Origin of the sequence: Delftia sp. UME58 (assembly GCF_014170385.1) — a bacterium.
Lineage (GTDB): Bacteria > Pseudomonadota > Gammaproteobacteria > Burkholderiales > Burkholderiaceae_C > Comamonas > Comamonas acidovorans.
This window is the reverse complement of record NZ_LZZV01000096.1, coordinates 1-16,955: the sequence shown is the minus strand read 5'-3', so window position 1 is coordinate 16,955 and position 16,955 is coordinate 1. Positions and strand designations below refer to the sequence as shown.

The following is a 16,955-nucleotide window of genomic DNA, read 5'->3' as shown; positions in this document are numbered from 1 at the left end:
GCACTGACTCAATCAACTTTTCCCTGCAACCCCGCTTCTCCTTTTTCGCTTTTACCTCTCTCAAGAAGAAACGGCAGCGACATCAGGAATTTGTTCATTGCGATCTTTGAACTCGAGCAGCTGGACTTGATGGAATCAGCCACCTGATCCCAATGCTGCTTCACTTCATCCCGGGCATTCTCCATCAAATCCAACGGGCTCATTCGGCCAATACGACTGCTCAGCCAACGTGGATCATCACAATCCATCGTAGACAATGGATAAACGGTTCTAAACCTCGAGAGCGCGGTGAATTTCCCTACTGAAAGATCACTGGGCGTAAATACAGGAATTCCTGCACAAAGTGCCGTTATTGCAAGATGATAACTATGCCCGGCAACACCTTCTGATTCTGCGACCAGTGCTGCGAGAACCATGGGCGATGGCCATTCAGCCAGGCTGTAGGTATTTGGCAATTCTCGATCAATGAATGACTCATGGTCACACAGCACCGGGCCCAGACGCAAGAGAAGAAATTCGAGGTCTGGCAACTCGGAACGAAACCGTTTGATATGGTCTGTGAATTTTTCCAGATTCTGGGTCGCCTGAATGACTATATAAGGCTTCTTCAGGCCCAGTTGCTCCCGAAGAATTCGGGCCTTTTCTTGCGCAGGGTGGCCATTCATATGCTGACCCAACGAAAACGCCGTGTCGGGAACCAGCTTCACACGATCGTGATCCACGAATTGTTCCAGTGCCTTCTTGCTGGGCTCATCCCGTACCGCAATGTAGGAGCTGCACTGCAACACCAAGGAAAGCAATGGATGGCTCCACTGCGGCATTTCATTGCAATGCATGCCCGGAGCGTTCCAGATGACCGGTATTCCAAGCTGGATTCCAATCAAGGCTGGAGTCAACCAATATCCTGTGGGATGATGAATCCACGCTTCAGTCGGCACATATCCAGGCGCAACGAATGAGTCGAAGCGGATGATGAAACCACCACCGATCAAAATGGCATCGAGTTCAATCGCCATATCGGGCAGGTCGGCAAGAGAAGCCACCTTGTATGGCCAATCCTCCAGAGATTTGGCATGGTATGAAAACGGAATCAGTTCCACCGACCCCAGCCGTTGCGAAAGCTCCATCTCCGCAAGTATGGGAAAAAGCAAATCACCATAGTTTTGAACGTCAAAAGTACCGAAGATACCTATGCGCCATGGCCTTTTTATTTCTTGCTTATCGGACTCAAGTTTATTCATATTCCCGCATTCCAAGTGCAGTGCTGCCTTAGCTAAAATAATAATATCTTTAGCGACTTTATTCTCATTACTCTTCGCAAAATCAATCAGTTGCCGCCATCCAAAATAACAGCAACTCGCCTTATGCTTCTTGCATATTTTATTACTCTTCGATTCCAGAAATATTCTTCAATGGCCTCTTCACAGCGTGACAGCGCACCTTGCAAACCATTCTCCAATCGGAAATCCTCGTAGAAATTCCCTGTGCTGACTATTTTCAGCAATTCTGAGCATCGATGACCGATATGAGTGCTTTTCTCACCTCTGCTTGGAAAGCCTTGTGTCACGCACGAGAATTTTTCACGGAGATCCTGCAGGCCATGGCGATTCATGAACAGTTCGGAAGCAGCTTCCGTTGTCACAACGGCGGCTTCGACCCGCTTGAACACCATGGTTTCAAAGGCACGGTGAAAGCGGCAGCGCCATTTTGGCGCATGTGGTGCAATCACCGGGGGGGCCAGATCGGCAATGAGGGGTAGCTGGAAGATTTGTTTGCCAGATAAAACCATCGCGGCGATTGACCTGAAACTATCGGGGGAGTTTCGTAAGCGATCAGGAGAATGCGCATGGTCACTATTCATGGATTATTTTTCAGCGTTATTCCAGGCGTAGTCTTTGTCTCGAGATGAATTCAATTTCCTTGCGGGAATTCATTTTTCCATGGGCATGCCGCATACGTCGCGCCACCTCTTACCGCTTTTCATGTTACCTCAATAAAAAGCATGGCACCACATCTATCTTCAATATGAAGCAACGGCACAAGCAGCAGCCTGGCTAGCAGTTTCTAAAAACGTGTCGCCTGTGCGACGCCTCATGGCATGGGCTCTCTATCAAAAAATTGATAACCCCATTTCAATAGCTATAAACTATTTAAATTCTGCAGGCATCCAGCCTTGCGAGGGACTTGGCCGGCAACTCTCGTATCAGGCCCTCTCGATCAACGGCTGCGCCCCTCGCCTTGAACCCCAAAGCAAAAACACCGCAGGCACATCAGCGTCTGCGGTGTCAGGGCTGCGATCCAGAATTGGATCGACCGTGGGGAAATATCCGCCTACATAGCACGTTCCCGATCAGGAATCAGCGGATTTCAACGCGCCGTCGTATCGCTGCTGGCCGCCACGATGGGGATATAGAACTCGCCGCCCGCGCGGTTGAATTCCTCGGCCTTGGCCTGCATTCCGGCGGCAATGCCCTCCTGCTCGGCCACGCCCTTGGCGGCGGCGAATTCGCGCACTTCCTGGGTGATCTTCATGGAGCAGAACTTGGGGCCGCACATGGAGCAGAAGTGCGCCACCTTGGCGCTGTCCTTGGGCAGGGTTTCGTCGTGGTAGGCCTGGGCGGTGTCGGGGTCCAGGCCCAGGTTGAACTGGTCCTGCCAGCGGAAGTCGAAGCGCGCCTGGCTCAGCGCGTCGTCGCGGGCGCGGGCGCCGGGGTGGCCCTTGGCGACGTCGGCTGCGTGGGCGGCGATCTTGTACGCGATGATGCCCTGCTTGACGTCGTCGCGGTCGGGCAGGCCCAGGTGCTCCTTGGGCGTGACGTAGCACAGCATGGCGGTACCGAACCAGCCGATCATGGCCGCGCCGATGGCGCTGGCGATGTGGTCGTAGCCGGGGGCGATGTCGATGGTCAGCGGGCCCAGGGTGTAGAACGGCGCCTCGTGGCAGTGCTTGAGCTGCTCGGTCATGTTGGCCTGGATCATGTGCATGGGCACGTGGCCGGGGCCTTCGATCATGGTCTGCACGTCGTGCTTCCAGGCCAGCTGGGTCAGCTCGCCCAGGGTCTGCAGTTCGGCGAACTGGGCTTCGTCATTGGCGTCCGAGGCGCTGCCGGGGCGCAGGCCGTCGCCCAGCGAGAAGCTGACGTCGTACTGCTTCATGATGTCGCAGATGTCCTCGAAGTGCTCGTACAGGAAGCTCTCGCGGTGGTGGGCCATGCACCACTTGGCCATGATGGAGCCGCCGCGCGAGACGATGCCCGTGCGGCGCTGGGCCGTGAGGTGGATGTAGGCCAGGCGCACGCCGGCGTGGATGGTGAAGTAGTCCACGCCCTGCTCGGCCTGCTCGATCAGCGTGTCGCGGAAGATGGGCCAGGTCAGGTCCTCGGCGATGCCGCCCACTTTCTCCAGCGCCTGGTAGATGGGCACGGTGCCGATGGGCACGGGCGAGTTGCGGATGATCCAGTCGCGCGTGGTGTGGATGTTCTTGCCCGTGGACAGGTCCATCACGTTGTCCGCGCCCCAGCGGATGGCCCAGACCAGCTTCTCGACCTCTTCCTCGATGCTGGAGGTGACGGCCGAGTTGCCGATGTTGGCGTTGATCTTGACCTTGAAGTTGCGCCCGATGGCCATGGGCTCGATCTCGGGGTGGTTGATGTTGGCCGGGATGATGGCGCGGCCGCGCGCCACTTCGTCGCGCACGAACTCGGGCGTGATGATCTTGGGGATGGCGGCGCCCAGGCCGTTGCCGGCCAGGCGCGCCTCGCGCGCGGCGTCCTGCTGGTACTCGGCCATCCATTCGCGGCGGCCGTTCTCGCGCAGGGCCACGTATTCCATCTCGGGCGTGATGATGCCCTTGCGCGCGTAGTGCATCTGGGTGACGTTTCCGCCGCTCTTGGCGCGGCGCGGCTGGCGCTGCAGCGATGCGGCCTCGGCCCGCAGGCGGGCCACGCGCTCGTCTTCCTCGCCGCGCTTGCCGCCGTCGTCCAGGGCCTGGCGCAGGCGGCCGGCGTAGTACTCGCTGTCGCCGCGCGACTCGATCCAGGCATTGCGCACGCCCGGCAGGCCGCTGCGCACGTCGATGGCCACGGCCGGGTCGGTGTAGGGGCCCGAGGTGTCATAGACGCTGACCTGCTCGCCATTGGTCAGCTGGATATCGCGCACGGGCACGCTCAGGCCGGCATGCAGGCTGCCTTGCAGATAGCTCTTGGTGGAGGCCGGGAACGGCTTGCGCGACTGCGCCAGCAGGTCGGAAAAACGCTGTGCGTCTGGAGCTTCGCCGGCTGCGGGGGTGAAGATGGAATCGGGAGCGTTCATGTCGGGTTCCTTGCGTTCAAAGCGTCGATCAACAACGCTCCGGGAACCGGACACTCCTTGGGCTGTGCCAAAGGCCGCGCACCGGGCTATGCCAGTGTGGGCCTGCCAGGGCCGTATGGCCTTGGCCCCTGGTTGCCACGCACGCCAAGGCGCACGAGCAGCCTTGGTTGGCAAGGGCCGATGTGCGTTGGATGGGGCCTGTGCGGCCTGTACCGGTATCCGCCGTGGCGGACTTCCATCCTCTGACTTCGGCCCCGCTTCAGGGTCCCGCTCTTCTTCCGCCGGTATCAACCGGATCAAGTTCGTCGGGTTCGCCGCCTGGCCCATGCAGCGCATGGACCGGTTGGCATCTCAGTGCATCAGCACACCCCGGAGCAGTGCGCAGTATAGGGGATGGCAAGGCGCCATTGCCCTGCGGGTTTGCCCAGGGGCCTGAAAGCCCTGCTCAGTCGAAGCCGCGCATCTGTGCCCATTCGGCCACCGGAGCGCGCGTCGCACGCCAGCCGTTGATGGGGGCGTCCTTGTCCTCGTAGCCCAGCGCAATGCCGAAGGCCACGTGGTAGCCCTCGGGCAGCGCCAGCGCCTGGGTCACGGCGTCGTTGTAGCGGCGCCAGAAGCCCTGGGCGCAGGTGGCCAGGCCATTGGCGCAGGCCAGCAGCATGAAGGACTGCAGGTAGATGCCCAGGTCCACCCATTGCGGCAGGCCCATGCGCTCGTCCACCGCCACGATCAGGCCCACGGGCGCGCCGAAGAACTGGCCGTTGCGCGCCAGCTGCTCCAGCCGCGCGGGCTTGTCGTCGCGCGGAATGCCCAGCGACTGGTACAGCTCTTCGCCATTGGCAAAGCGCCGGCTGCGGTAGGGCTCCCAGAGGTTGGGCGGGTAGGACAGGCCGGGCTGGGCGTCCTGGGGCTCGGCCTCGGCAACGGCGGTGAGCAGCTGCTGCAGCGGCTCGCCCGTCAGCGCCAGCACGCGCCAGGGCTGCAGGTTGCCGCCCGAGGCCGCTTGTGCCGACTGTTCCATCAGGGAGCGCACCAGCGCCGCATCGGGCGACTGGGGCAGGAAGGCGCGCACGGAGCGGCGCGCATGCAAGGCCTGTTCAACGTTCATGCTGGTCGGAGTCTCCGGTCTTCTTGGGGGATCTTGGGGATCTTTGGTGATCTTCTGCAGGCCTACTTGCCCATGATCTGGTCGATCTTGTCCTTCTGGAACGCCTGCGGGCGCTCGGACTCGCAGGGCACGCAGTCGCCCACCTTGCTGCCGGCCGAGAGCTTGGCAATAGCCTCCCATAGCAGCGCGATCTGCTGCTCATGCGCGGCCGCGCCATCGCTCAGGCCGCGCATGGCCTGGGCCACGGGGTCCATTTCCTGGGTGATGCCGTAGGCCGTGAACGGCTGGGGCGCGGCAGAGGCCGGGACCTTGATGGACTCGGCCTTGGCCGATGCCAGGTCGTGCTCGGTCACGTCGGCGCTGTGGCCGTTCTTGCTGGCGATGATGCGTGCCGGAATGCCCACGGCCGTGGCGCCTGCGGGCACGGGCTTGATGACCACGGCATTGCTGCCGATCTTGGCGCCGTCGCCCACCTCGAAGCCGCCCAGCACCTTGGCGCCCGCGCTGACCACCACATCGCGGCCCAGCGTGGGATGGCGCTTGGCACCCTTGTACAGCGAGGTGCCGCCCAGGGTCACGCCGTGGTAGATGGTGCAGCCGTCGCCGACCACGGCCGTCTCGCCGATGACGACGCCCATGCCGTGGTCGATGAACACGCGCTCGCCGATGACGGCGCCTGGGTGGATCTCGATGCCCGTGAGCCAGCGGCCGATGTGCGAGATGAAGCGCCCCAGCCACTTGAGGCCATGGTTCCAGCACCAGTGCGCCGGGCGCTGCAGCCAGATCGCATGCAGACCCGGATAACAGGTGATGACCTCCCAGGTGCTGCGTGCCGCAGGGTCGCGGTCGAGGATGCACTGGATATCGGAGCGCAGGCGGTCAAGCATCTAGGAGCTGGTTATTGTTGACAAGACCGCTCAGTCTAGCGTTTCGCTGGAGTGCTCTGCAGCATCGCCTTCGCAACACCGCGCAGGATGTGGATTTCCTCGGCGGTCAGTTGCGAGCGGTTGAAAAGCTGGTTGAGGCGCGGCATGAGCTTCTTGGGCGCGGCCGGATCGAGAAAGCCGATGTGGGCCAGCGCCTGCTCCCAATGGCCCAGCATGCCGGCCACCTGGGCCGCGTCGGCGCGCTGCGGCGCGGGCGTGTGCTCCACCACGGGAAAGCCGCCCAGCGCCTGGCGCCACTCATAGGCCACGACCTGGATGGCCGCCCCCAGGTTCAGCGAGCCGAACTGCGGATTGGACGGAATCGACAGCGCCACATCGCTGCGGTAGACATCGTCGTTGCTCATGCCGAAGCGCTCGCAGCCGAACAGGAAGGCCACGCCCGACTGGTTGCAGCGCGGCGCGGGAGCCGGTGCGGACACGGATGCATCGGCGGGCGGTGCCGCTTCATCGGGCACATCGGCCTCATCGGGCGCAGCCAGCACATCCAGCGCCCCGCTGAGCAGCAGCTCGAAATGCTGGCGCGGCGTGCGCGTGGGCGGGCCGAAGTCGCGCGGCGTCATGGCCGTGGCGCACAGGTGGCTGATGCCGTCCAGCGCCTCCTCCAGCGTCTCGACCACGCGCGCATTGCCCAGCACGTCCAGCGCGCCGCTGGCCCGCTGGATGGTCTCTTCCTTGCGCAGCACGTTGGGCCAGCGCGGGCGCACCAGCACCAGGTCGTCAAAGCCCATGGTCTTCAGGGCGCGGGCGGCGGCGCCCACATTGCCGGCGTGGCTGGTTTCTATCAGTACGAATCGGGTTTTCATGGCGTCGCTGGCCTGCCGGCGCCGGCAGAGCCCCCAAGACGGGACAGGTTGCGCAGCACAAAACGGACAAGGCGGGTAAAATTGCGCGCTATTGTCGCCGCCCCGCATCGCCGGACGCGGCTTTTTCCGTTCTTACCCGCGTCAAACAGCCTGCTTTTGCCAGAGAGGACCGTCCTCTCCTTGCACAGCCGCTGCTCCGCCAACGCCTCACAATCTATGTCGACCAACCTGCATCCCATGCTCAACGTGGCCATCAAGGCCGCACGCGCCGCCGGCGCCATCATCAACCGCGCGGCTCTTGACGTGGAATCCGTGCGTGTCGCACAAAAGCAGGTCAACGACTTTGTGACCGAGGTGGACAAGGCGGCCGAGCAGGCCATCATCGAAACCTTGCTGGGCGCCTACCCGGGCCACGGCATCCTGGCCGAGGAATCGGGCAACGAGTTCGGCGCCAAGAACTCCGACTACGTCTGGATCATCGATCCGCTGGACGGCACCACCAACTTCATCCACGGCTTCCCCGTGTACTGCGTGAGCATTGCCCTGTCCTTCAAGGGCAAGGTGGAGCACGCCGTGGTGTACGACCCCTCGCGCAACGACCTGTTCACGGCCACGCGCGGCCGCGGCGCCTACCTGAATGACCGCCGCATCCGCGTGTCCAAGCGCATCCAGCTCAAGGACAGCCTGATCTCCACCGGCTTCCCCTTCCGCCGTGGCGACAACTTCAAGCAGTACATGAACATGCTGGGCGACGTGATGCAGGAAACCGCAGGCGTGCGCCGCCCCGGCGCCGCCGCGCTGGACCTGGCCTACGTGGCAGCCGGCTTTGCCGACGGCTTCTTTGAGAGCGGCCTGCAGATCTGGGACGTGGCCGCCGGCAGCCTGCTGGTGACCGAGGCCGGTGGCCTGGTCGGCAACTTCACGGGCGAGGCGGATTTCCTGGAGCAGAAGGAATGCCTGGCGGGCAATCCGCGCATCTATGGCGCCCTGGTCGGCATCGTTGGCAAGTACAGCAAGTTTGCTTCGGCTGGTGAGAAGGCGGGTGTGCGGCAGGCGCTGTCTGATTCTGGAGAGGCGGCACCCGTCGCTGATGCTGAAACTGCTGAGTCTGAGCAGCAGCCTGAGGCTTGATTCCGGCTTCTCCTCTCTTATGAAAAACAGCTCCTTCAAGGAGCTGTTTTTCGTTGGGCGCGGGTTCGGTGCGCTTTTTGCCCCTGCCGGGAGGTTGTTTTTCGAGGCCGGGTCTCGGCCCGGCGGCCGACCTACCTTTCTTTGATTCGTCAAAGAAACGTAGGCCAAAGAAAGACGACCCGAATGTCCACGTCCCTTCGCTTCGCTGCGGGCAACCTGCGCCGGGCCGCCTGCGGGGTTCGCCGTGAAACTCACTTCGCGCTGCGCGCTACGTTCAGACAATCACGGCGAGTCAGATCACGAAACAGTCCTGTCCTTCGGCAGGACTGCAACCCCGCAGGCGGCCCGACGCAGGCGTGGGCATACGGGAGGGGTGAGGGCCACGGCCATGGCCTCACGGCCTGGCCTGTGGCGCAGACTCTTTTACTTGACCCGCGCGTTGATCACCGCCTCGGCCACGTTGCGCGGTGCTTCGGCGTAGTGCTTGAACTCCATGGAGTAGGTGGCACGGCCTTGCGTTTGCGAGCGCAGGGAGGTGGCGTAGCCGAACATTTCGGACAGGGGCACTTCGGCCTTGATGGACTTGCCGCCGCCGGCCATGTCGTCCATGCCCTGCACCATGCCGCGCCGCGAGGACAGGTCGCCCATGACGGTGCCGGCGTAGTCCTCAGGCGTCTCGACTTCCACGGCCATCATGGGCTCCAGGATGACGGGGCTGGCCTTTCTCGCCGCTTCCTTGAAACCGAAGATGGCCGCCATCTTGAAGGCCATTTCGTTGGAGTCCACGTCGTGGTACGAGCCGAAGGTCAGCGTGACCTTGACGTCCACCACGGGGTAGCCGGCCAGCACGCCGCTGGTCAATGCCTCGACCACGCCCTTTTCCACCGCAGGGATGTACTCGCGCGGCACCACGCCGCCCTTGATGGCGTCGACGAACTCGAAGCCCTTGCCGGGTTCCTGCGGCTCCACCGTGAAGACCACGTGGCCGTACTGGCCCTTGCCGCCGGACTGGCGCACGAACTTGCCGTCCACATCGGTGACTTTCTTGCGGATGGTCTCGCGGTAGGCCACCTGGGGCTTGCCCACGTTGGCTTCCACGTTGAACTCGCGCTTCATGCGGTCCACGATGATTTCCAGGTGCAGCTCGCCCATGCCGGCAATGATGGTCTGGCCCGATTCCTCATCGGTGCGCACGCGGAAGGACGGGTCTTCGGCCGCCAGGCGCGACAGGGCGATGCCCATCTTTTCCTGGTCGGCCTTGGACTTGGGCTCCACGGCCTGGGCGATGACGGGCTCGGGGAAGACCATCTTCTCCAGCACGATGGGCGCGGACGGGTCGCACAAGGTCTCGCCCGTGGTCACGTCCTTCAGGCCCACGCAGGCGGCAATATCGCCGGCGTGGATTTCATCGACCTCCAGGCGTTCATTGGCATGCATCTGCACGATGCGGCCGATGCGCTCCTTCTTGTCCTTGACGGAGTTGAGCACGCTGTCGCCCTTGTTGAGCACGCCCGAGTAGACGCGCACAAAGGTGAGCTGGCCCACGAAGGGGTCGGTCATCAGCTTGAAGGCCAGGGCAGAGAATTTCTCGCTGTCATCGGCATGGCGCACGATGATGGAGCCGTCTTCCGCATGGCCTTCCACGGGTGGCACTTCCAGCGGGGAAGGCATGAGTTCGACCACAGCGTCCAGCAGGCGCTGCACGCCCTTGTTCTTGAAGGCCGAGCCGCACAGCATGGGCTGGATCTCGCCCGCAATGGTGCGCAGGCGCAGGCCGCGCAGGATGTCGGCCTCGGGCAGGTCGCCCTCTTCCAGGTAGCGGTTCATCAGGTCTTCGCTGGCCTCGGCAGCCGCCTCCACCATGGACTCGCGCCACTTCTTGGCGTCTGCCACCATGGCTGCGGGAATGTCCTGGTACTCGAACTTCATGCCCTGCGTGGCCTCGTCCCAGATGATGGCCTTCATCTTGAGCAGGTCCACCACGCCGGTGAACTGCTGCTCCGCGCCAATGGGCAGCACGATGGGCACGGGATTGGCCTTGAGGCGGTCGATCATCATCTGGCGCACGCGCAGAAAATCCGCGCCCGTGCGGTCCATCTTGTTGACGAAGGCCAGGCGCGGCACCTTGTACTTGTTGGCCTGGCGCCAGACCGTCTCGGACTGCGGCTGCACGCCGCCCACGGCGTCATAGACCATGACGGCGCCGTCGAGCACGCGCATGGAGCGCTCCACCTCGATGGTGAAGTCCACGTGGCCCGGGGTATCGATGATGTTGATGCGGTGCTGGTCAAAGCGGCCGTCCATGCCCTTCCAGAAGCAGGTGGTCGCCGCCGAGGTGATGGTGATGCCGCGCTCCTGCTCCTGCTCCATCCAGTCCATGATGGCGGCGCCTTCGTGCACCTCGCCCAGCTTGTGGCTCACCCCGGTGTAGAACAGGATGCGCTCGGTCGTGGTCGTCTTGCCGGCATCGATGTGCGCGGAGATACCAATGTTGCGATAGCGTTCTATGGGGGTATGGCGGGCCATGAAAGGACTCCTGGGTGCTACGAAAGCGTAAGTGCGTGATCTGCCGGTTCGAAGGGTCGGATTCTCGCGGGGGTTGAATGAGGGTTGATGACAATTGGAATGTACGAAGACAATCGTACTATCTTCCGCAACTTCTTGCAGAACGATTCATGTTTTCACCACGCCATGCCCCTGTCTGCCAGATAACTGCCCGCGCCACGCCGCATCAGCGACGTGCGGCATTGCTTCCATGGCACAGTGGCGCCCCATCGACTGGACGATTCATGCTTGCCAACCACCCCGACCGCGAACAGATACGCCTGGAAAACCTGCTCAACGCCCTGGGCAACCCCCTGCGCCTGGCCGTGGTGCGCGCGCTGGCCGCAGGCCATGAGCGCGCCTGCGGCTCGCTGCTTCAGGGCCAGTCCAAATCCACCATGACCCACCACTGGCGCGTGCTGCGCGACAGCGGCGTGATCTGGCAGCGCCCCGATGGCCGGGAAAACCTGCTCTCCCTGCGCCGCGAAGACCTGGATGCGCGCTTTCCGGGCCTGCTGGACGCGCTGCTGCAGGCCCTGGCCGAAGACCCGCTCACCGAACAGGCCACGGCCGCGCACCTCAAACCCTGCCCTTGAAGCCCCGCCCCTGCAACGCAGGCGGCAGCCCTGCGCCCTACGCCTTCACGGCAAGCCCCGCAGCAACGCCCTCATCCGCAAACCGCTTGGCCGCCTTGAGCAGATAGCTCACGGCATAGAGGATGGGGTCGTCGGCCTCATCCCCATTCAGATGGTCCACCACCTCGACGGCATAGCCCAGGTCCACCGCCGTGTCGTGCAGCAGGCCCAGCAGCTCCTTGTCCTGCGGCTCCAGCGACTGCGCCTGATCGGCCTTGGCGTAGTAGATGCGCAGCAGGTCGCGGCAGACGCAATTGATGGCCGTGACCTTGTGGCGAGCGTGCAGCTCCAGCACTTCGAGGGCAGCGCCCAGGTGCAGGACGGCGTCGATGGCCAGGTCGTCGAGTTTGGGTTGGGAAATGGTGCAGATGTCTTGATCCATCGAAGCCTCCTCTGATGATTGAAGCCTGCGTCTCGGCCTCGTACCGAGCTGTGCCGGATGCAAGGCAGCAGCAGCCCAAGATCAACAAAAGAGTTAAATATAACGTGGTTTAAATTGCATCAAAAACTGACGCTCTTGCCCATGCAAAAGCGTCCTGTCAAACGCGGCCGTCCAGTCGGCGCCACTTCATTTGATGCAGACATTGCCCGGGCTTTCGGCGCGGCGGTGCGCGCCCTTCGCAACGAACGCGGCATCTCCCAGGAGTCATTGGCCAACCTCGCCGATATCGAGCGCTCTCACATGGGCAAGGTGGAGCGTGGGGAGCACATGCCCACGCTGGTCATCGTGTTCAAGATTGCGCGGGGGCTGGGGTGTGGTGTGGCGGAGGTGATGGGGAGGGCTGAGGAAGAGCTGGGGGATGGAGGTTAGGGAATGGAGCCTGCGGCGCTGCACCCTCGGTTGCTTGCTCCTGCATCGGAAAGGATTTGCACCATCAATTCAGCCATACACCTCGAAAGGCGACGGACAGATACGGAAGCTAGGTGGTTTGGAAACGGCCGTTGGATAAAAGGCAGCTCGGCGCTCAAGTAAGCGTGGATATGTGCAACTGTCAGTACAATGAAAAAAACGGCTGGTCAGCAATGTTGAAGATACCTCTTCAGAGGTAAATTGACGCGTCTAGATGACGCTTCCCACAGATCGAACTGTACCCGTCTCCGACGCAGCCAACTCTGTTGATTTGTTAAATATGTTTATTACTGTACTCTTGAGTTTTGACTAGCCGCAAGGTGGAACCTAAACTGCGCCTCATCCAACGAATACGGATCGAGAGGTATCGCGTAACTCTTTAATAACAATGCCCAGTCTATGCCGCTTGAAATTTCCTTTGAGACAAGGGATTTGCGTACAACATGTGAAAGCTCAACTAGGGCAAAGCGGGCGCTTGGCGAACTTGGCAGCGAAGCCCTACAAAGAGTATTAGCCGACATGAATGCAGTTGAAACAGTCGCAGAGCTGCTTGAGATGGATTTTGGAATTGATATTTCCATTCAGGAGCAAGGAATGTTAAGGTTCCAGTTACATGAAGATATTAGCCTCTATTGCGATGCTAATTTAATTAGTATGCCATCGCCAGGGGAAGCGCTTGACTGGGCACAAGTGACGAGGCTTAAAGTCGTTCATATTGGGAGCAGCAAGTGAGTACCTTCACTGAATTTTCCCCTACTTGGGCATCCCCCCCAGGAGCAACAATTTTTGCTCTAGCACAAAGGAAGGGGTTGACTCAGGCAACCATTGCAAATGTACTTGGCGTGACAGAACACGAGCTTCCGCGTGCGCTCCTTGGCGATCTGTTTATCAATGAAGCTCGTGCTAAAAAGCTTTCAGAAAAAATAGGAGCAAGTCCTAAATTCTGGCTTACACGAGAGGCTCAATACCGGAATGCCCTTCATTTAATTCAAGAAAATAACCGCACTTGGATTTCCAGTCTTCCATTTTCTGATATGGCAAAATTGGGCTGGGTTCCAACAACCAGCAATGTTAAAGAAAAAATTCAGAATGCCTTAAATTTCTTTGGAGTATCGAGCGTTGACGAGTGGAAGGAGGACTGGGCTTCCGAAGAAGCTGGACTTACCGCATACAGAACATCACCGGTTTTTAATACACAAGTTGCAGTTGCTGCGGCTTGGTTAAGACAGGGGGAGTTGGAGTCAAACCGTATTCCAACAGCATCGTGGTCACCAGAAAAATTCATCGAGCTCTTACCTGAGTTAAAGATACTCTCAAGAATTGAAAACCCTTCAGAGTTTATACCTCAACTCCAGAAGAAATGTGCAGAGTGTGGCGTGGCCGTCGTCATTGTCCGAGGACTCAGAGGCTGTCCAGCAAGTGGAGCAACGAGAGTAAGAAAAGGCAAAGCAATAATACAGCTCAGCTTGCGATATCTACGTGATGATAGCTTCTGGTTTACCTTCTTTCATGAAGCTGGCCATCTAGTTCTTCATGAAGATCGCCTTTTCCTTGAATGGTCAGAAAAGCGACATCTCGATGAAAAAGAAGAGCAAGAAGCCAACGAATTCGCTGCTCAAATACTTATCCCTGCGGAGAAAGAAGCAGCATTGCGCGCCCTTTCTCACGACTACAAGAGCATTATGAGGTTTGCGCGCAATCTATCCATTTCACCAGGAATCGTAGTCGGTCAACTTCAGCACCGAGGACTAGTACCATCAGATAAACTGAATTTCTTAAAAAAACGATATACCTGGGACTGATAATTTCTTATCCACGGAAAGGCACATACTTCCGAGGACTCTTCTGCCAGTTACACATGGCATCTTCCATAACCTGCATGCCAACACCGAGGTGCCTTTCCAGCTCAGCAACACGCGCTTCTAGATCTCTATGGCTTGTCCTAGAGTCTATCTGCCCGTCAAACAAGAGACGCGCGCCCTTCTTCGGACCAGTAGCATCTTTCATATAAGTCGAGTCAGCGTCAATAGCAGCAAGTCCGACCTTCGCGAGCATGGTTAGATAGTCGAATCGGCCAGTGCGTCCAAAGCTCATGACGGAGTCCATAGAATCATAAAGTAGAGCAAACGCTCGTCGTGGATTATTATGGGCCTGCGCTTGAATCTTTGCGATCAGATTCACATGCGAGCCATTTGCTTTGATCCACTCAACATAAGTTCTGACAACCACACCCGTACCACGAGCCCCACGCTTAAGTGATTCATATTTTCGGTGATTACCAAACTTTCCAGCAAATATACTGCGATTATCCTCAAGCCAATCACTGTAGGCCTCAGCATTTGCAGCAACTCTATCCCAACTCCAAGGGATATTTTCATATGCACCGTACAGTTCACGCGCAAGCAACCATTCAGTGCGTAAGTTACGGCCACAGTGCGTCGCCAAAAATACCAGCCAAAATGCCTCTTCGTGCTGGCCATTTGACGCCATGAGCATTGCTGCTCTGACAGGATCAAATAAATTACTCTTTGGATCGGTCCGCAATGGACTTATATGCCGCTGACGAACCTTATGCACATACTCCACACGCTGCAGACTATCTATAAGCTGATCCACAAATGCCACAATATTTTCAACAGAAGCAATGCCAAGCAATGGCATCTGCTCTTTATGAAATTCGATTAATCGCGATTCAAGATCCTTTGCTTTCTGACGCTTCTCCGGGCCCTTCATGCTGACTCCTCACTTAGTTAAAGTCTTTGGTTCATCAAAGAACGACAGCTGCTCCTTATCGGAGCCAAGCTTAAATTGCCTCTTAATGTACGTCGAATAAACTTCATCTTGAATACGACGCTTCAATCGTTTAATTTCCGGCTGATTATTTTGAACAAGGCCAGCCTTGTGAATCATCAGCAATGTAGCCAAGTCTGCCCAGTAAGGACTCATAATTTCATGAGGATCTTTTGCACCAATACGACCGGCACGTACGCTTTCCTCAAAATTAATAAGGTTTTTCACAGCAGGCCAAGGATCACCCTTAGGCATTGATGGCATCGGCCTATTAACCTGCCACCCTTCATTCAAAAACCTTGAAGCTTTGTCGCGATGTTTATCGTACAAATGCAGGCTACCCACCATATGTTTATACTCGCCCAGTTTGATATCTAATGATCGAGCGATCAACTCTTGAAGCATGGTAAAGGTAAATACATCGTGGGGCAGACCTAGCCAAGCATCGTTAGAACGCATAGACGTCAACATATGCAACCGACCACCACGTACTAGAAACTGAAGTGTACAGGTACACGGCACATCGAGGTGGGGCTCCAAAGTATCATTACGATCAAATAGCTGCAAGACAGCTTGCCGGGAATCTCGCTTGTCCTTTAACAATTGAATTACACGACAAATCTGGTCGTTTGGTGTGTCGCCGAACAAACGTGGCCCATAAGCACCATAGACAGTTTCTTTGTCGTCAGAAAAATCACTGTACCTTGGAATATAGTGTTGAATGAAATTCAGCCGATCGCTGCCAGCAAGTATCCATAGCAACTCACCCAAGCAACTAAAGAGCAGCCCACGCGATTCAGACCTACTAAGACGGACTCGTGGTGCTGAGAGCTTCAGAAGCACACCTCTGATTTCTCGCGCTGATCCCTTCGAGGGTTTTATAAGAGTGCCACGTGCAAGAATTTGCTTATATACCTTGAACAGCAAGTCATCAAGGGAATTAGCTGCGAGGTACATGAAACCCTAACTATTTCAGGTAAAAAGGCAAAGCTGGGTAGAAGAAACATTTATATCCAAAGAGGATACATTGATTTTCCGACCGATTCTCACAGCATCTCTGGCGGAAATGGCAGCAGCCCCAAACTGCAGAGCACGTAGGCGTTGTGCGCCGGTGACATCGTAGTGAGGATGACGCGCCCCACGATGAAATGCATAGGCAGGAAGCCCCATCTTTGCCGCAAATTCATGCAACTCCTGAATGCTGTCTGCAATTAGGTGAAACCATATATACCCATGCTTTTGAACCTCAGCATCGTCAACATACACCACTTATTTCCCCTTTGCTGAAATTCCAACAGTCGGCACCACGTGCATCTGGTCGATTGTACTCGGAACGACGATAGTAAAAACTTCCGGAATGCATACGATGTTCCCGAAGAACGCTATAAGAAAGTGGCTTAGCCAATACGATATCAGATTGGCACCATACAGACCTCAATGAGATCACCCCTCCCTCCCCCTGATTCCTAGGCCCTGTCTCTTATCTTTTGAGAAACGCCCAGATATTTACGAGGGCCAGATGGTCTTGTTCTGGCCAGCGGAGTTGAAGTGGTCCAGGAATCGTCAGACCATGTGCGCTTCACCGCTGGATCTAGCGTGCAAGTCTTCTCTGCCGATCCGCACAGTCCATCGCAGAGCGACTCCAATGAGCACAGTGCTCCCGCGCGCCACCAACTGGCAGCATGTTTGCTTTTTCCAGACAGTTGCTGTACAGCAAATGTCTGGAAAAGCCATAACTAGCTGTTTTACAAAGAGCCGATCTGTGGGTACGTGCACGGATTGGGCAGTGACCCCCAGCCCTGTCCACACACTCCCTCCACACCCCCACCCCATAAT

General features: G+C 58.3%; 16 protein-coding genes and 1 riboswitch. Of the genes, 5 read left to right on the top strand and 11 right to left on the bottom strand.

Going from position 1 to position 16,955, the window contains the following annotated elements; genetic code table 11:
* Positions 1–8: 8 nt before the first annotated feature.
* From A9976_RS23145 to A9976_RS23120, 6 genes are all read right to left on the bottom strand, one after another.
* Positions 9–1,241 (bottom strand): polysaccharide pyruvyl transferase family protein, encoded by a 1,233-nt coding sequence (locus A9976_RS23145; RefSeq protein ID WP_183020942.1) that lies wholly within the window; start codon positions 1,239–1,241, stop codon positions 9–11.
* Between the two features lie 86 nt (positions 1,242–1,327).
* Complete coding sequence (locus tag A9976_RS23140; protein ID WP_183020941.1) at positions 1,328–1,861, bottom strand: hypothetical protein; 534 nt, start codon at positions 1,859–1,861, stop codon at positions 1,328–1,330.
* Between the two features lie 506 nt (positions 1,862–2,367).
* Entirely contained in the window at positions 2,368–4,311 is a 1,944-nt protein-coding gene (thiC, locus tag A9976_RS23135; protein ID WP_034368871.1) for a phosphomethylpyrimidine synthase ThiC, read from the bottom strand.
* A gap of 256 nt (positions 4,312–4,567) precedes the next feature.
* Positions 4,568–4,693, bottom strand: a riboswitch (TPP riboswitch).
* A gap of 63 nt (positions 4,694–4,756) precedes the next feature.
* Entirely contained in the window at positions 4,757–5,419 is a 663-nt protein-coding gene (locus A9976_RS23130) for a nitroreductase (protein WP_012204232.1), read from the bottom strand.
* Between the two features lie 62 nt (positions 5,420–5,481).
* A complete protein-coding gene (cysE, locus tag A9976_RS23125; RefSeq protein ID WP_013803521.1) occupies positions 5,482–6,306 on the bottom strand; it encodes a serine O-acetyltransferase in 825 nt (274 codons plus the stop codon).
* A 35-nt stretch (positions 6,307–6,341) separates the two neighbouring features.
* The gene (locus A9976_RS23120) at positions 6,342–7,169 is read right to left on the bottom strand and encodes an RNA methyltransferase (RefSeq protein WP_183020940.1); all 828 of its coding nucleotides are present in this window, start codon (positions 7,167–7,169) and stop codon (positions 6,342–6,344) included.
* A gap of 216 nt (positions 7,170–7,385) precedes the next feature.
* Between A9976_RS23120 and A9976_RS23115 the strand changes: the two genes are divergently transcribed.
* Positions 7,386–8,300 carry an inositol monophosphatase family protein gene (locus tag A9976_RS23115; RefSeq protein ID WP_016449664.1) on the top strand — a complete coding sequence of 305 codons (915 nt, stop codon included), beginning with the start codon at positions 7,386–7,388 and terminating at the stop codon, positions 8,298–8,300.
* Between the two features lie 423 nt (positions 8,301–8,723).
* Here A9976_RS23115 and fusA read toward each other — a convergent pair whose 3' ends face one another.
* A complete protein-coding gene (fusA, locus tag A9976_RS23110; protein ID WP_096915643.1) occupies positions 8,724–10,826 on the bottom strand; it encodes an elongation factor G in 2,103 nt (700 codons plus the stop codon).
* Between the two features lie 263 nt (positions 10,827–11,089).
* Here fusA and A9976_RS23105 point away from each other — a divergent pair, with 263 nt between their 5' ends.
* Positions 11,090–11,440 carry a helix-turn-helix transcriptional regulator gene (locus tag A9976_RS23105; protein ID WP_012204227.1) on the top strand — a complete coding sequence of 117 codons (351 nt, stop codon included), beginning with the start codon at positions 11,090–11,092 and terminating at the stop codon, positions 11,438–11,440.
* Between the two features lie 37 nt (positions 11,441–11,477).
* Here A9976_RS23105 and A9976_RS23100 read toward each other — a convergent pair whose 3' ends face one another.
* Positions 11,478–11,861 carry a hypothetical protein gene (locus A9976_RS23100; RefSeq protein ID WP_183020939.1) on the bottom strand — a complete coding sequence of 128 codons (384 nt, stop codon included), beginning with the start codon at positions 11,859–11,861 and terminating at the stop codon, positions 11,478–11,480.
* A gap of 141 nt (positions 11,862–12,002) precedes the next feature.
* Between A9976_RS23100 and A9976_RS23095 the strand changes: the two genes are divergently transcribed.
* From A9976_RS23095 to A9976_RS23085, 3 genes are all read left to right on the top strand, one after another.
* Positions 12,003–12,290, top strand: a complete 288-nt coding sequence (locus A9976_RS23095) for a helix-turn-helix domain-containing protein (RefSeq protein ID WP_183021056.1) — start codon at positions 12,003–12,005, stop codon at positions 12,288–12,290.
* 438 nt (positions 12,291–12,728) lie between these two features.
* The gene (locus A9976_RS23090) at positions 12,729–13,061 is read left to right on the top strand and encodes a hypothetical protein (RefSeq protein WP_183020938.1); all 333 of its coding nucleotides are present in this window, start codon (positions 12,729–12,731) and stop codon (positions 13,059–13,061) included.
* Entirely contained in the window at positions 13,058–14,131 is a 1,074-nt protein-coding gene (locus A9976_RS23085; RefSeq protein ID WP_183020937.1) for an ImmA/IrrE family metallo-endopeptidase, read from the top strand. The genes A9976_RS23090 and A9976_RS23085 overlap by 4 nt, the downstream gene beginning before the upstream one ends.
* A 7-nt stretch (positions 14,132–14,138) precedes the next feature.
* Here the strand turns inward: A9976_RS23085 and A9976_RS23080 are convergent, their stop codons facing one another.
* Genes A9976_RS23080 through A9976_RS23070 form a run of 3 tightly spaced genes read right to left on the bottom strand, consistent with a single transcriptional unit; the run spans position 14,139 to position 16,388 of the window.
* Positions 14,139–15,062, bottom strand: coding sequence for a hypothetical protein (locus A9976_RS23080; protein ID WP_183020936.1), 924 nt, complete (start codon positions 15,060–15,062; stop codon positions 14,139–14,141).
* A gap of 9 nt (positions 15,063–15,071) precedes the next feature.
* Entirely contained in the window at positions 15,072–16,076 is a 1,005-nt protein-coding gene (locus A9976_RS23075; RefSeq protein ID WP_183020935.1) for a thymidylate synthase, read from the bottom strand.
* 15 nt (positions 16,077–16,091) lie between these two features.
* Positions 16,092–16,388, bottom strand: coding sequence for a DUF4031 domain-containing protein (locus A9976_RS23070; RefSeq protein ID WP_183020934.1), 297 nt, complete (start codon positions 16,386–16,388; stop codon positions 16,092–16,094).
* Positions 16,389–16,955: the final 567 nt, after the last annotated feature.

Excerpts from the sequence above, each read along its gene's own strand:
- A9976_RS23145 (WP_183020942.1), bottom strand. The coding sequence starts at position 1,241 with ATGAATAAACTTGAGTCCGATAAGCAAGAAATAAAAAGGCCATGGCGC.
- A9976_RS23140 (WP_183020941.1), bottom strand. The coding sequence starts at position 1,861 with ATGAATAGTGACCATGCGCATTCTCCTGATCGCTTACGAAACTCCCCC.
- thiC (WP_034368871.1), bottom strand. The coding sequence starts at position 4,311 with ATGAACGCTCCCGATTCCATCTTCACCCCCGCAGCCGGCGAAGCTCCA.
- A9976_RS23130 (WP_012204232.1), bottom strand. The coding sequence starts at position 5,419 with ATGAACGTTGAACAGGCCTTGCATGCGCGCCGCTCCGTGCGCGCCTTC.
- cysE (WP_013803521.1), bottom strand. The coding sequence starts at position 6,306 with ATGCTTGACCGCCTGCGCTCCGATATCCAGTGCATCCTCGACCGCGAC.
- A9976_RS23120 (WP_183020940.1), bottom strand. The coding sequence starts at position 7,169 with ATGAAAACCCGATTCGTACTGATAGAAACCAGCCACGCCGGCAATGTG.
- A9976_RS23115 (WP_016449664.1), top strand. The coding sequence starts at position 7,386 with ATGTCGACCAACCTGCATCCCATGCTCAACGTGGCCATCAAGGCCGCA.
- fusA (WP_096915643.1), bottom strand. The coding sequence starts at position 10,826 with ATGGCCCGCCATACCCCCATAGAACGCTATCGCAACATTGGTATCTCC.
- A9976_RS23105 (WP_012204227.1), top strand. The coding sequence starts at position 11,090 with ATGCTTGCCAACCACCCCGACCGCGAACAGATACGCCTGGAAAACCTG.
- A9976_RS23100 (WP_183020939.1), bottom strand. The coding sequence starts at position 11,861 with ATGGATCAAGACATCTGCACCATTTCCCAACCCAAACTCGACGACCTG.
- A9976_RS23095 (WP_183021056.1), top strand. The coding sequence starts at position 12,003 with ATGCAAAAGCGTCCTGTCAAACGCGGCCGTCCAGTCGGCGCCACTTCA.
- A9976_RS23090 (WP_183020938.1), top strand. The coding sequence starts at position 12,729 with ATGCCGCTTGAAATTTCCTTTGAGACAAGGGATTTGCGTACAACATGT.
- A9976_RS23080 (WP_183020936.1), bottom strand. The coding sequence starts at position 15,062 with ATGAAGGGCCCGGAGAAGCGTCAGAAAGCAAAGGATCTTGAATCGCGA.
- A9976_RS23075 (WP_183020935.1), bottom strand. The coding sequence starts at position 16,076 with ATGTACCTCGCAGCTAATTCCCTTGATGACTTGCTGTTCAAGGTATAT.